The 12,969-nt window shown below is 74.2% G+C and carries 12 protein-coding genes; 7 read left to right on the top strand and 5 right to left on the bottom strand.

The genetic code is table 11. The features are described from left to right. The 3 genes from QE401_RS03875 to QE401_RS03865 form a co-directional block, all read right to left on the bottom strand. Window positions 1-411, bottom strand: coding sequence for a putative pterin-binding protein (locus tag QE401_RS03875; protein WP_307136954.1), 411 nt, complete (start codon window positions 409-411; stop codon window positions 1-3). A 298-nt stretch (window positions 412-709) separates the two neighbouring features. Then, entirely contained in the window at window positions 710-4,708 is a 3,999-nt protein-coding gene (locus QE401_RS03870; protein ID WP_475638097.1) for an AAA family ATPase, read from the bottom strand. A gap of 134 nt (window positions 4,709-4,842) precedes the next feature. Continuing rightward, the gene (locus QE401_RS03865) at window positions 4,843-5,451 is read right to left on the bottom strand and encodes a DsbA family protein (protein ID WP_307136952.1); all 609 of its coding nucleotides are present in this window, start codon (window positions 5,449-5,451) and stop codon (window positions 4,843-4,845) included. Between the two features lie 515 nt (window positions 5,452-5,966). On the opposite strand from QE401_RS03865, the gene QE401_RS03860 reads away from it, so the two are divergent. Further along, the gene (locus QE401_RS03860; RefSeq protein ID WP_307136951.1) at window positions 5,967-7,241 is read left to right on the top strand and encodes a solute carrier family 23 protein; all 1,275 of its coding nucleotides are present in this window, start codon (window positions 5,967-5,969) and stop codon (window positions 7,239-7,241) included. Window positions 7,242-7,494: 253 nt separating this feature from the next. Here the strand turns inward: QE401_RS03860 and QE401_RS03855 are convergent, their stop codons facing one another. Continuing rightward, a complete protein-coding gene (locus tag QE401_RS03855) occupies window positions 7,495-8,520 on the bottom strand; it encodes an FHA domain-containing protein (RefSeq protein WP_307136950.1) in 1,026 nt (341 codons plus the stop codon). Window positions 8,521-8,752: 232 nt separating this feature from the next. On the opposite strand from QE401_RS03855, the gene QE401_RS03850 reads away from it, so the two are divergent. Then, on the top strand, window positions 8,753-9,517 hold the full coding sequence (locus tag QE401_RS03850) for an SDR family oxidoreductase (protein ID WP_475638068.1): 765 nt from the start codon (window positions 8,753-8,755) through the stop codon (window positions 9,515-9,517). Here QE401_RS03850 and QE401_RS03845 read toward each other — a convergent pair. Beyond that, window positions 9,514-10,086, bottom strand: a complete 573-nt coding sequence (locus tag QE401_RS03845) for a DUF721 domain-containing protein (protein ID WP_307136948.1) — start codon at window positions 10,084-10,086, stop codon at window positions 9,514-9,516. The two genes, QE401_RS03850 and QE401_RS03845, sit on opposite strands and share 4 nt — an antisense overlap. A 2-nt stretch (window positions 10,087-10,088) precedes the next feature. Between QE401_RS03845 and QE401_RS03840 the strand changes: the two genes are divergently transcribed. The 5 genes from QE401_RS03840 to QE401_RS22955 all read left to right on the top strand — a co-directional run. Continuing rightward, on the top strand, window positions 10,089-11,213 hold the full coding sequence (locus QE401_RS03840; RefSeq protein WP_307136947.1) for an A/G-specific adenine glycosylase: 1,125 nt from the start codon (window positions 10,089-10,091) through the stop codon (window positions 11,211-11,213). Continuing rightward, window positions 11,210-11,749 (top strand): biotin transporter BioY, encoded by a 540-nt coding sequence (locus QE401_RS03835; RefSeq protein ID WP_307136946.1) that lies wholly within the window; start codon window positions 11,210-11,212, stop codon window positions 11,747-11,749. The genes QE401_RS03840 and QE401_RS03835 overlap by 4 nt, the downstream gene beginning before the upstream one ends. A gap of 96 nt (window positions 11,750-11,845) precedes the next feature. Then, a complete protein-coding gene (locus QE401_RS03830; protein ID WP_307136945.1) occupies window positions 11,846-12,085 on the top strand; it encodes a DUF3072 domain-containing protein in 240 nt (79 codons plus the stop codon). Window positions 12,086-12,176: 91 nt separating this feature from the next. Then, on the top strand, window positions 12,177-12,815 hold the full coding sequence (locus QE401_RS03825) for an LbetaH domain-containing protein (protein ID WP_307136944.1): 639 nt from the start codon (window positions 12,177-12,179) through the stop codon (window positions 12,813-12,815). Beyond that, window positions 12,736-12,969, top strand: a 234-nt coding sequence (locus tag QE401_RS22955; protein WP_373461417.1) for a universal stress protein, incomplete at its 3' end; no start/stop codon positions are given. The genes QE401_RS03825 and QE401_RS22955, both read left to right, overlap by 80 nt.

Genomic DNA, 12,969 nt, shown 5'->3' with positions numbered 1-12,969 from the left:
TCAGACCACCTCGATCCGGCGCAGCTGCCAGACCGCGCGCTCATGATAGGTGCTGATGTCGAGCTCCGGCCGCGCCGACCAGGGATAGATCAGCCAGACCGGCCCGCGGTCGCGGATGCGCATCGGCGCCCCGTCCTGCCGCGTGGCCAGGAAGGCGCCGCGCTGCCAGGCATCCTCGAGCGGCAGCTCGGCGCGGAACAGGTTGATCGCCTCCAGCCGCAGCCGGGCGCCGCGCGGCCGCACCGCCTGCATCAGGCTGGCCAGGGTGACGCCACCGAATTCCTGCACCCCGCGGGTCCAGGGAGTGGTGGTGCGCAAACGCCGCATGCCGAGCGCCTCCAGCGCCGCCAGGGTGAAGCCGGCCTCGCCATGCGGCGGCAGGTCGATCAGCCCGCCGACCCGGAGCACCACCGGCGCCGCCGCCCCGTCGGGTGCGGCCTGGCCCGGCGCATCCTGGCCCGGCGCACCCGCAACCGGCGCACCCGCAACCGGCGCCGTCCCTTCCGGGCCACCGGATCCTGCCCGGGCGGTGTCGCCCGCGACCTGCCCGGCTTCCGCCCGGCCCAGCCATTCGCCCGTTACACTGGCAGCCCCCAGGGCGAGACACAACCCCAGGCTGTCCCGACGCCGCATCCCCTCTCCTCCAGCTGCAGCTTCGGTCCTAGCGCACCCAGGGCCCGGCATTAAGGGGGGCAATCTGAATGCTTTGTTAAGCGCCCCCTTCGACCATCTCCACCGCCGCGCCCAGATCCACCGAGAGCAAGCGGCTGACGCCGCGCTCCTGCATCGTCACGCCATAGAGGCGGTGCATGCGCGCCATGGTCAGCGGGTGGTGGGTGACCACCAGGAAGCGGGTGCCCGCCTCCGCCGCCATCGCCTCCAGCAGGCCGCAGAGCCGCTCGACATTGGCGTCGTCCAGCGGCGCGTCCACCTCGTCCAGCACGCAGACGGGGGCGGGCTGGCAGCGGAAGATGGCGAAGATCAGCGACAGCGCGGTCAGCGCCTGCTCGCCGCCCGAGAGCAGCGACAGCGTCGCCAGCTTCTTGCCCGGCGGCTCGGCATAGATCTCGAGCCCCGCCTCCAGCGGGTCGTCGCTGCCGACCAGCGCCAGATGCGCCCGCCCGCCGCCGAACAGCCGGCCGAACAAAGCGCGGAACTCGGCATCGATGCGGTCGAACACGGCGCGCAGCCGCTCCCGCCCCTCGCGGTTCAGATGCCCGATCGAGCCGCGCAGCTTGGCGATGGCGGCGGCGATCTCGTCGCGGTCGCGGTCGATCGAGCCGATCCGCTCCTCCACCTCGGCCATTTCCTGCTCGGCGCGGAGATTGACCGGGCCCATCTCCTCGCGCTCCCGCGCCAGCCGCTCGGCCTTCTTCCGCGCCCGCTCCTCGGCGGCGTCGGAGAGGTCCTCGGGCGGGGCGGGCAGTTCGGGGTTCTCGCCCAGCCTTTCCATCAGCCGGGCGGCGACGGTGCCGGCGGCGGCCTCCGCGCCTTGCGCCTGCGCCTCGGCGCGCAGCTGCGCCTCGCGCGCGGCGGCGAAGGCGGCGTCGGCCTGGCGGCGCGCCTCGGTGGCGGCGCGATCCTCGGCCTCGGCGGCGCGCAGCGCACCGGCCGCCGCCGCATGCAGCGCCTCGGCCTCGGCCAGGATGCGGGCGGCGGCGGCGCGGCGGGCGGCGGCCTCCTCCGGCGCGGCGGCGGCGGCCTCGCGCGCGGCCTCCGCCTCGGCGGCGCGGCGCGACAATTCCTCTAGACGCGCGGCGGCGCCCTCGCGCCGTTCGGACCAGGAGGCCCGCTCGGCGGCGATCGCCTGCAGCCGGGCGGTGGCGCGCGCGGCCTCGGCGGTGAGCGCGGCGGCGGCATCGCGCGCGGCGGCGGCGGCGGCGCGGCGGGCGGCCAGCCCCGCACGGGCCGCCTCCACCGCCGCCCGCGCCGCGGCCAGATCGGGGGCCTGGGCCAGGGCGGCCTCCGCCTGGCGCGCCAGCTCGGCGGCCTGAATGGCCTCGGAGCGCGCATTCTCCAGCTGCGGCGCCAGCGCGGCGAGCCGGCTTTCCGCCTGGGCGGCGCGGCTGGCCAGGCTCGCCTCGGCCGCGCGCGCGGCGGCCAGCGCCGCCTCGGCCCGGCGGCGGGCCTCGCGGGCGGCGGCCTCGGCGGATTGCGCGGCGGCTTCCTGGCGGGCGGCGGCGTCGCGCGCGGCGCGGGCGGCGGCGGCATCCGGCAACCCGGCCAGGGCCGCCTCGGCCTCGGCCAGGGCGGTGGCGGCGGCCGCGTGCTCGGCCTGCAGCCGCTCCAGCTGCGGGCCGATGGCGGCGAGGCGGGATTCGGCGCGCGCCTCGGTCGCCGCCAGCTTCGCCTCGGCCTCGCGCGCCCGCGCCAGGGCGCCCTCGGCCTGGCCGCGCGCCTGGCGGGCGGCGGCCTCGGCGGCGCCGGCGCGCTGCTCCTCGCCGCGCGCGGCCTCGGCGGCGCTCGCCGCCTCGCGCGCCTGGCCCTGCGCCTGGTCCAGCGCGCGCTCGGCGGCGCGCAGCCGGTTGCGCTGCTCCAGCCGCACCGCGCCGGGGCTGGGGGCGCCGGCCTTCTGGCAATGCCCATCCCAGCGCCACAGCGCGCCGCCGCGCGAGACCAGGCATTGCCCGGGCAGCAGCGCCGGCAGCAGCGCCTCGCCCGCCGCCTCATCCTCGACCAGCCCGATACGGGCCAGGGCGCGGGCCAGCTCGGGCGGAGCGGTCACCAGCCCTTCCAGCGGCCGGGCGCCTTCCGGCAGCGACAGAGAGACCTCCAGCGGCGGCAGGCCGCGCCAATGGCGCGGCGCGGCGGCGTCCGCCGGGCTGTCCAGCGCCTCGCCCAGCGCGACGCCCAGCGCCGCCTCCAGCCCGGGCGGCACGGTGATGGCGTCCAGCACCGGGGCGGCGGCGGCCTTCTCGCGCGGGCGCAGCAGCGCGGCCAGGCCCTGGCGCTCGGCCTCGGCGCGGGCGCGGGCGGCCTCGGCGGTGCCGGCGGCGGCGCGGGCGGCGGCATGCGCCGAGGCCGAGGCGGCGCGCGCCGCCTCGGCCTCGGCCAGTCCTTGCCGCGCGGTGGCCAGGCCGGATTCGGCCGACGCCACCGCCGCACGGGCGGCTTCCAGCGCGGCCGGGTCTGGGCGCTCGGCCAGGGCGGCGTCGCGCTCGCGCGCCAGGCGGTCGCGCTGCTCGGCCAGCTGGCGGGCGCGATTCTGGGCGCTGCGGGCCTCGGCCTCGGCGCGGCTGCGCGCGGCCTCGGCCTCGCTGGCGGCGCGGCGGGCACTGGCATGCGCCTCCTGCGCCGCCGCCCGCGCGGCCTCCTCCCGTTCCAGCGCCGCGCGGCTTTCTTCCAGGGCCGCCTCGGCGGCGATGCGGCTGGACTCGGCCTCGCGCAGCGCCTCGGCGGGGAGGATGCCGGCCTCGGCCTCCTTCCGCTGCGCCTCCAGCCGGGCGAGCGATTCGGCCAGCCGGGCGGCGCGGCCGCGCGCGGCCTCGGCCTCGCCGGTCAGGCGGGTCTGCTCGGCGGCGGCCTCGGCGGCGCGGGCGGCGGCGGCATCGGCCTCGGCCTCGGCCTTGGCGGCGGCCTGCTCCTCGCGCTCGGCCGCCTCGCCGGCCTCCTGCTGCCGCGCCGGCAGGACCGACAAAAACTCCTCCAGCGTGGCGGCCTCGCCGGCCAGCCTGCCTTCGGCGGCGGCGGCGTCCTCGACCAGCCTTGTGGCGTGGCCGAGATCGTCCTTCAGCTGGGCCAGCCGCGCCTCGGCCTCGGCCAGGGCGGCGCGGGCGCGGCGCTCCTCGGCCTCCAGCCCCTCCTGCTCGACGCGGCGGCGCTCCAGCGCGGTGCGCGCCTCGGCCTCGGCCTCGCGCGGCGCCGGCAGGGCGCGCTCGGCGGTGAAGGCGCGGGTGGCGGCCGCGGTGGCCGCCTGCTCGGCGGCCTGGGTGGCGGCGCGGGCGGTGGCGAAGCCCTCGCGCGCCGCCAGCAGATCCCGCTCCGCCCGCGCCACCAACAGAGAGAAGAATTCGGACTCGGCCTGGCGGGTCAGGCCGGAGAGGTTGCGGTAGCGCGCCGCCTGCCGCGCCTGGCGCTGCAGCGACTGGCGCTGCACATCCAGCTGGCCCTTCAGATCCTCGGCGCGGGTCAGATTGGCCTCGGCCTGGCGCAGCTTCAGCTCGGCCTCGTGCTTGCGGGCGCGCAATCCGGCGATGCCGGCCGCCTCCTCCAGCACCTGGCGCCGCTCCTCCGGCCTGGCGGCGATCAGCGCCGCCACCTTGCCCTGGCTGACCATGGCGGAGGAGCGCGCGCCGCTGCCAATATCGGCGAACAGGGTCTGCACGTCGCGCCCGCGCGCCTCGCGGCCATTGATGCGGAAGCCGGTGCCCTCGCCGCGCACGATGCGGCGGGTGATCTCCAGCTCGGCCGCCGACTGGTTGGGCGGCGGGGCCAGGCCGAAGGCCTCCTCCAGCAGCAGCGTCACCTCGGCCTGGTTGCGCCCCGGCCGGTGCGCGGTGCCGGCGAAGATGACATCATCCATCTCGCCGCCGCGCATGGCGCGCGCATTGGTCTCGCCCATCGCCCAGCGCAGCGCCTCGACGACATTGGACTTGCCGCAGCCATTCGGGCCGACAATGCCGGTCAGGCCCGGCAGCACTTCCAGCGTGGTGGGCTCGGCGAAGGATTTGAAGCCGGCGATGCGCAGCCGCACCAGCACGGCGCGCAAGGCCGCCTCGCGCGCCGCGGCCTCGGCGGCGGCGTCGCGGGCGGTGTCCTCACTCTCATTCCCGGGCGGCGTGGCGCCGTCCGGGGTCTCCGCGACGGGCGGCAGCTGGCCGCCCGCCTCCTCGGTCCGATCGCTCAACTGGCCGCGGCCTCGGCGGCGAAGCGGTCGAAGGGCAGCGCGCCGGGCACGGCGCGGTTGCCGAAGACGAAGGTCGGGGTGGAGTTCACATTGTGCTGCTGCTGGCCGCGCAGCCGGCTCTCCAGGATGCCGCGGCGCAGGCCCTCATCGGCGATGGCGGCGTCCACCTGGGCGCGGCTCATGCCGGCCAGGGCGGCCACCTTGGCGATCTCCGCCACCGGGTCGCCATTGCGGTTGAAGGCCCAGCGATCCTGGCTGCCCAGCAGCGCACCGATGAAGCCCTCATAGCGCTCGGCCGGCAGGGCGCGCGCCACCTGGGCGGCGGCCAGGGCCAGCTGGTCCAGCGGGAAATCGCGCCACACCATGCGCAGCTTGCCGGTCGCCACCAGCTCCTGCTTCACCCGCGGCCAGGTCTCCTTGTGGAAGGCGGCGCAATGCGAGCAGGTGAGGGAGAAATACTCCACCACCACCTTCGCATCCTCCTGCCCGGCCGAGCGCTCGCCCAGGCGCGGATCGGTGTCCTGCGCCCGCGCCAGGGAGGGCAGGACCAGCGCCGGGGCCAGCACGGCAGGCGCCATCAGCAGGGTGCGACGGGAAAGCGACATGAGACCTCCTCGGAGGGTTGGCGGGAAAGACCGCCGGTCGCGCGCCTTCTAGCGCGAAACCCGCCCGGCCGCGATTCCCGGTTGCTGCACCGCAGATGCCGCCTCCCCCACCCCCTGTCCATTCCCTGTTTCTCTTTCTTTCTTTTCTTTCAGCGCCGGCTGCCGCTGGCAGCCGGCCAGGACTTTTTTCCGGCGCCGGCCGCCGCTGGCGGCCGGCCAGGCGCAGGGCCCGGCGTGCCTCACTCTGCGCCGCAGGGGCCATGAGGAGCGAGGCCGGGACGGCAGGCCAAGCGCCACGCAGGGCGCCCCTGGCCCCAACCTGGACACGCCGCTGCGGCCAGGCAGCCGCGGAGGATGGGCTCTGCCACGGGCCGGTGCCCCCCTCCCCCGCCATGGCCAGCCTGCCACGTTCGGCGGGCGAAATGCTGCTCCCCCTTCACGCAAGCTTGCACGGGGCACGGCTTTGGCGGAAAGCCGCGGCAACGCCAGACCACACGACAATCAAGGAGAGGCCGATGGCCCGCCTGTTCCCCGCCTGGACGCTCGCGCGCGGCCCCGTGGTGGGCCCCGAGGAGCGCCTGCCCGCCGGCGCGACCATCGCCATGGGGCTGCAGCATGTGGTCGCCATGTCGGGCGCCACCATCCTCGGCCCGCTGCTGATGGGCTTCGACCCCAACATCGCCATCCTGTTCTCCGGCATCGGCACGCTGATCTTCTTCTTCCTCACCGGCGGCCGGGTGCCGAGCTATCTGGGGTCGAGCTTCGCCTTCATCGCCGTGGTGGTGGCCTACACCGCCTATCCGGGCAGCGGGCCGAACGCGAACATCGCGGGCGCCCTGGGGGGCATCATCGCCGCCGGCGCGCTCTACGCGGTGATCGGGCTGATCGTCATGGCCACCGGCACCGGCTGGATCGAGAAGCTGATGCCCCCCGTCGTCACCGGCGCGGTGGGGGCGGCGATCGGGCTGAACCTGGCGCCCGTCGCGGCGCGCGGCGTGCAGGGCAGCGGCTTTGTCACCACGGTGGGGCTGGCGACGCTGCTCTCCGTCGCGCTGCTGGCCTGCTACGCGCCGCCGGCGCTGCGCCGGATCTCGATCCTGGCCGGCACGGTCATCGGCTATCTGCTCTACCTGGTGATGGCCAATGGCTTCGGCATGGGCCCGGCGATCGACTTCTCCGGCATCGCCGCCGCCCCCTGGTTCGGCCTGCCGAACTTCGTGGCGCCGCGCTTCGAGGGGGGGGCGATGCTGCTGATCGCCCCGGTCGCCATCATCCTGGTCGCCGAGAATCTCGGCCACATCAAGGCGGTCGGCGCCATGACCGGCAAGAGCCTGGACCGCTGGATGGGCCGCGCCTTCCTGGGCGATGGCGTCGCCACCATGCTGGCCGGCAGCGGCGGCGGCACGGGTGTCACCACCTATGTCGAGAATATCGGCGTCATGGCGATGACGCGGGTCTATTCCACGCTGATCTTCGTGGTGGCGGCGCTGTTCGCCATCCTGCTCGGCTTCTCGCCGAAATTCGGCGCGGTGTTGCAGACCGTGCCGGGCCCGGTGCTGGGCGGGCTGGCGGTCGCCGTCTTCGGCCTGATCGCCGCCGCGATGGCGCGCATCTGGGTCGACAACAAGGTCGATTTCTCCGACCCGCGCAACCTGCTGACCGTGGGCGTCACCCTGATCGCCGGCGCCGGCGACCTGACGGTGAACATCGGCGGCTTCGCCATCGGCGGCATCGGCACCGCGACGGTCGCCGCCATCGGCCTCTACCAACTCCTCGGCCTCCGCCGTTAATCTTTCTGCTGCCGGTCAGGGCTCAGACGACGGGTGTTGCACTGGGGCGGGTTGCTCCGGCCCAGTGTCGTGTCCCGTTTTTCTGTCGGCTGCCGGTCAGGGCCAATACGGCGGGTGCTGCACTGCGCCGGGTCTCTCCGGCCCAGGGTGGTGTCCGCCTCTCCACCAGACGGCGGCTGTCTGAAGCTTCATGATCATGGGGCGACGGGCGAGACAGAGGGCAAAGGCATCGGGCGACAGCGACCGCCCTCTCTCAAGGGGCCGCGCTGGCCCCTGCCGGCGCAACGGCAAAAGAAAGAACAAAATCAGCCACAGTCCGCGCGATCTCCCAGCGTTGGTGGATCAGCTGCCGCGGTACGATCATCCGAATGCGCGCTGGCGCGATGGACGGCGCATGGACGGAGCAGGAGCCGCCCCCGTAAATCCGCGGCGCGGCAGCACGTCCGCCTCGGCCCTCGCCCGGCACCTCGAACCAGGTGCAGAGAATTCGGGCGTCACCGTAATACGCCTCGCCTGCGCCGTAGCCGGGCTCCGGACGGTAGCGCCAGGGGTCCACGGCATCGGCGGGGATCGAGGTGCGAAGGATCTCTACGGGGATGAGATAGGTGCAGCCTTCGACGTTCTCGCCGGGCGTGTCGCACAGAGGAGGCTTTGGCGGCAGCATATCGCCGAAACCTGGCCAGCGCACCCTGAGACTGACAGAATCTGTATCACGCCGGTCACTGATTGGGATGTCGTGCCAATAGGCCGCGCTCATGTAGCGCAGCGGAATGGCAAAGCGTTGCCCAGCAACACGGATCGGCGCCCGAAAGTCAGGAGAATCCGGCCCCCGCTTCTCAGTCGCGAAATACATCACAGAAGAGCACGTATAGAGGGTTATGATCCGATCGCGACCCACGAAATTTCGTACATTGACAAGAATATGCTCTGGCGGAACGCCTAGCCCCTCGATTTGTGCTTTAACGCGGTCCGCAAAGCTGCGCGCCTGGGTGCGGTCGTCTGCGGGCAGCAACTGCGTGCCGATGGAGATTCTGCCCGAGCCGAGTGCGTGCATCTGGCGCACGGCTGCGGCGACAAGACTGTCATCGGCAGCCTGAAAGGCTCCATCGTGGAGTTCGACATCGCTCGTGAAGCTGCAGCGTGACTCCTGGCTTTGCGGCGGCATGGAGGTGCTGGCAGCATCCGTGGCCCCGCCACAGCCAGCGAGCGCCAGCGCTGCCAATCCGAGGGAGAGCAGGAACAGCCGTTCGCGGCACCCGACACTGAGAAAACGGCCCATCTTCAGGCGCCCCTGCCATGCCGCGCCATACTAGTCGATGTCTTGGAACGTCCTGAAGACGGCTGGTCGGGGTTCATATGAGCATCGCCACATGGCACCGGCCCTCTCCGGCCCAGTGCAGCGTCCCGCCTCTCCACCGGATGGCGGCAGCCTGACAGAAAAAAGATGGGGGTCCGGGGGAATTCATTCCCCCGGATCTTTGCTTTGATACGCCTCTTTGTTTCGGGGGCTGATGATGAAGCTATCCAACCGCGTGGCCGTGATCACTGGCGGTGCCTCCGGCATCGGCCTGGCCAGTGCGCATCTGTTCGCGCGGGAGGGGGCGCGGCTGGCGCTGGTGGATCGCGATCCGGCGGCGCTGGAGGCGGCGTCCGCCGCCCTGTCGGCCGAGGGGGCGGAGGTGATGGTCTTCGCCTCCGATGTCGGCGCGCCGGGCGCGGCGGAGGCGGATGCGGCGGCGGTGCTGGCGCGCTGGGGCCGGGTGGATGTGCTGATGACGGCGGCCGGGTTCTCCACGGGCGGCACGGCGCTGAGCACGACGCCGGAGGATTGGGATGCCGTGCTGCGCGCCAATCTCGGCGGCACCTGGCTGTGGGCGCGGGCGGTGCTGCCCTCGATGCGGGCGCAGGGCAGCGGCTCGATCATCACCGTGTCGTCGCAGCTGGCGCGGGCGGGCGGGCGCGGCAACAGCGCCTATATCGCCGCCAAGGGCGCCATTCTCAGCCTGACGCGCAGCATGGCGCTGGAATTCGCGGCCGAGGGCATCAGGGTCAACGCCATCCTGCCCGGCGCCATCGAGACGCCGCTGCTGGCGCGCAGCTTCGCCCGCCATGCGGACCCGGCCGTGCCGCGCGCGGCGTCGATCGCGCGGCATCCGATGGGGCGGCTCGGCCGGCCGGAGGAGGTGGCGGAGGCAGCGCTGTTCCTGGCCAGCGACGCCAGCAGCTTCACCACGGGCAGCGAGATCCTGGTCGATGGCGGCTGGCTGGCGGGCTAGCCCGCCCGCTTGCCGCGATAGACCCCCTGCCCCAGCCGGGCCAGCGCGGCGCGCAGGTCGGGGTCGGCGATGCGCTCCAGCTTCTCGGCGAGCTGCGGCGGCAGAGCGGGGGCGGGCTTGCGGGCCGGCTTGCGGGCGGCGGCGGCGGGCAGCTTCACCTGCACCAGACGGATGCGGTTGACCAGCTTCTGGCCGAGCGCCGTGTTGATCTTGGCGACCAGCTGCGGCTCCAGATATTGCAGCTCCATCGCCACCGGGCCGGAGCAGCCGAGCGTCAGCGTGCCGGCGGAGAATTTCTGCGGCACGCTCTGCGCCGCCAGCACGGGGCCGACGATCTCCGCCCAGTCGGAGATCAGATGCGCCGCCGCCGGGCTGCGCTTGCGGAAGACCGGCCGCGTCAGCCGTGGCAGCAGGGCGGAGACCGGGCGCAGGCCCAGATCGGCGCGCCATTCGCCGGCCCGGCCGGGGGCGGCGCCTGGGGCGGGTTTCGGTGCATCGGTCTTCGCTTCCGGCGCGGCGCCGGCGATTCGCGGGGTTGATCCGCGGCGCGCTTCGTCCTCTTTCTGCACCCGTGCTCGCTCCCGCTCCCCTGCCCAGGGCCCAGGCCCTGCTCGAATGGTATGATCGCCACCGCCGCGCCCTGCCCTGGCGCGAGGCCGCGCGTGATCCCTACCGCATCTGGCTCTCCGAAGTCATGCTGCAGCAGACGACGGTGGCCGCGGTCACGCCGCGCTGGCGGCGTTTCCTGGCGCGCTTCCCCAGCGTGGAGGCGCTGGCCGCCGCCCCCTGGGCGGAGGTGGCCGAGGAATGGGCGGGGCTCGGCTATTATGCCCGCGCCCGCAATCTGCATGCCTGCGCCCAGGCGGTGGCGGCGCGCGGCGGCTTCCCCGACACGGTGGAGGGGCTGCGCGCCCTGCCCGGCATCGGCGCCTATACGGCGGCCTCGGTGGCGGCCATCGCCTTCGGCCGCGCCGTGGTGCCGCTGGATGGCAATGTGGAGCGGGTGACGGCGCGCATCGCCGCGGTGGAGGAGGCGCTGCCCGGCGCCCGGCCGCGCCTGGCCGCGCTGGCCCAAGGGTGGATGCGGCAGCAGGAAGCGGCGGCGCGGCCGGCGGATTTCGTGCAGGCGCTGTTCGATCTGGGCGCCACGATCTGCACGCCGCGCAACCCGGCCTGCGCGCTCTGCCCCTGGCGGGCCGAGTGCCTCGGGCAGCGCCAGGGCATCGCGGAGAGCCTGCCGCGCAAGGCGCCGAAACGCGCCCGCCCGGTGAAGCAGGGCGTGCACTTTCTGCTGCTGGACAGCGAGGGCCGGCTGCTGCTGCGGCGCCGCCCGCCCTCCGGCCTGCTGGGCGGCATGCTGGGCCTGCCCGGCACGCCCTGGCGGGAGGAGGCCTGGGCGGAGGAGGAGGCGCTCGCCCACGCCCCGGCCATCCTGCCCTGGCGCCGCCTGCCGGGCGAGGCGCGGCATGGCTTCACCCATTTCGAGCTGCGCATGGCGCTCTACACCGCGACCGCCCCTTCCGGGCTGAATGCCGAGGGGGAGTGGCTGGCGCCGGAGGCCGCCGCCGCCGCCCTGCCCGGGGCCATGCAGCGGCTGCTGGCGCTTGCCGAAGCCGCCGGCGTCGTGGCAAGCCGCGCGGGTGACGCCCCAGCCCGGGGCGCCGCCAAAACTCCGACTCCGGGACGCCTCGCATGATGCACCTGACCGCCACCCGCGCCCGCCCTGGGCTGCTCCGCCGCGGCCTGACCTTCGCCGCGCTCGCCCTGCTGGGCTCGGCCGCCATGGCCGCCGCCGCGCAGATCACCGTGCCGATGTGGCCGGTGCCGGCGACGCTGCAATCGCTGGTGGTGCTGGTGATCGGCGCGCTGGGCGGCCCGGCGCTGGGTGCCGCCACCATGCTGGCCTATCTGGCCGAGGGCGCGATGGGCCTGCCGGTCTTCGCCGGCGGCGCCGCCGGCCCGGCCGCGCTGATGGGCCCGACGGCGGGCTTCCTGCTGGGCTTCATCCTCTCCGCCTGGCTGGCCGGCTTCACCCCGCGCCAGGGCCTGCTGCGCCAGGGCGCGGTGCTGCTGGGCGCGCATCTGGCGATGTTTGTCCCCGGCGTGCTGTGGCTGTCCACCTTCACCGGCCTGGAGAAGGCGCTGATGGTGGGCTTCGTGCTGTTCATCCCCGGCACCGCGGTGAAGACCGCGCTGGCGCTCGCCACGCTGCGCGCCGCCCGCCGCGGCTGAGCGTTTCCTGACGAGACCCGGGCGGCGCAACCTGCGCCGCCCGGCGCGGTTCTCTCCCTGGAACAGGCCGTGAACGGCCGCAGAGGAGACACCGCCATGGCCGATCCGCGCCAGAAAAGCGACGCCGCCCCCGAAGCTGAGTTGCCGAACAACACGGTCAAGGACCCCGCCGAGTGGACCACCGGCGAGGAAAGCATGACCGGTGCCCAGGCCAGCTACCTGAAGACGCTGTGCCAGGAGGCGGGCGAGGCCTTCGACCCCGCGCTGACCAAGGCCGAGGCCTCCCGCCGCATCGACGAGCTGCAGGAGAAGACCGGGCGCGGCAAGGATCACTGATCGCGCCCTCGCCCCGCCCCGCGCCGGAACGTCATGGATCCGGCACGGAAGCGTCATCCTGCGGTAGCCCTGGCATGGCACCCGGCGGGCCATGCACCAGGATCCCGACAGCGCGCGCAAGCAGCTGAGCGACGCGCCCTTCATCGACCCCAGCGCCCGCGTGCGCGATTGCCGCTTCGGCCGCTTCAACGAGGTCGGCGCACGCACGCGCATCGCCGAGTCCAGCATGGGCGACTACGCCTATGTCGTGAACGACTCGGACATCATCTACACGGAGATCGGGCCCTTCTGCTCGATCGCCGCGCAGGTGCGCATCAACCCCGGCAACCACCCGCTGGACCGCGTGGCGCTCAGCCATTTCACCTATCGCGCCAGCGCCTATGGCCTGGGCGAGGACGAGGCGGGCTTCTTCGACTGGCGCCGCTCCAGGCCGGTGACGCTCGGCGCCGATGCCTGGGTGGGGCATGGCGCCATCATCCTGCCCGGCGTCACGGTGGGAATCGGCGCCGCCATCGGTGCCGGCGCGGTCGTCACCAAGGATGTGCCGGACTATGCCATCGTGGTCGGCAATCCCGGCCGTGTGCTGCGCTACCGCTTCCCGCCCGAGATCCAGGCGGCGCTGAAGCGCATCGCCTGGTGGCAGTGGAGCGATGAGCGGCTGCGCGCGGCGCTGCCCGACATCCGCCGCCTCTCGGCCGAGGAGTTCTGCCGCCGGCACGACCCGGTGTAGCATCCCGCCCGCAATCGCAGGGGGGACCGCGCCGATGATCCGCAGCATCCTGGTCGCGCTGGACGACACGCCGGGCGCCGCCGCCGCGGCCGAGCTGGCGATCGCCCTGGCCCGGCGCAGCGGCGCCCAGCTGACCGCGGCCGTGGTGCTGGAC

Source organism: Pseudoroseomonas cervicalis (assembly GCF_030818485.1).
Taxonomy (GTDB): domain Bacteria; phylum Pseudomonadota; class Alphaproteobacteria; order Acetobacterales; family Acetobacteraceae; genus Pseudoroseomonas; species Pseudoroseomonas cervicalis_A.
This window is presented reverse-complemented; position numbering and strand designations above follow the sequence as displayed.

Excerpts from the sequence above, each read along its gene's own strand:
- QE401_RS03830 (WP_307136945.1), top strand. The coding sequence starts at position 11,846 with ATGGCCGATCCGCGCCAGAAAAGCGACGCCGCCCCCGAAGCTGAGTTG.
- QE401_RS03860 (WP_307136951.1), top strand. The coding sequence starts at position 5,967 with ATGGCCCGCCTGTTCCCCGCCTGGACGCTCGCGCGCGGCCCCGTGGTG.
- QE401_RS03835 (WP_307136946.1), top strand. The coding sequence starts at position 11,210 with ATGATGCACCTGACCGCCACCCGCGCCCGCCCTGGGCTGCTCCGCCGC.
- QE401_RS03850 (WP_475638068.1), top strand. The coding sequence starts at position 8,753 with ATGATGAAGCTATCCAACCGCGTGGCCGTGATCACTGGCGGTGCCTCC.
- QE401_RS03865 (WP_307136952.1), bottom strand. The coding sequence starts at position 5,451 with ATGTCGCTTTCCCGTCGCACCCTGCTGATGGCGCCTGCCGTGCTGGCC.
- QE401_RS03825 (WP_307136944.1), top strand. The coding sequence starts at position 12,177 with ATGCACCAGGATCCCGACAGCGCGCGCAAGCAGCTGAGCGACGCGCCC.
- QE401_RS03855 (WP_307136950.1), bottom strand. The coding sequence starts at position 8,520 with ATGGGCCGTTTTCTCAGTGTCGGGTGCCGCGAACGGCTGTTCCTGCTC.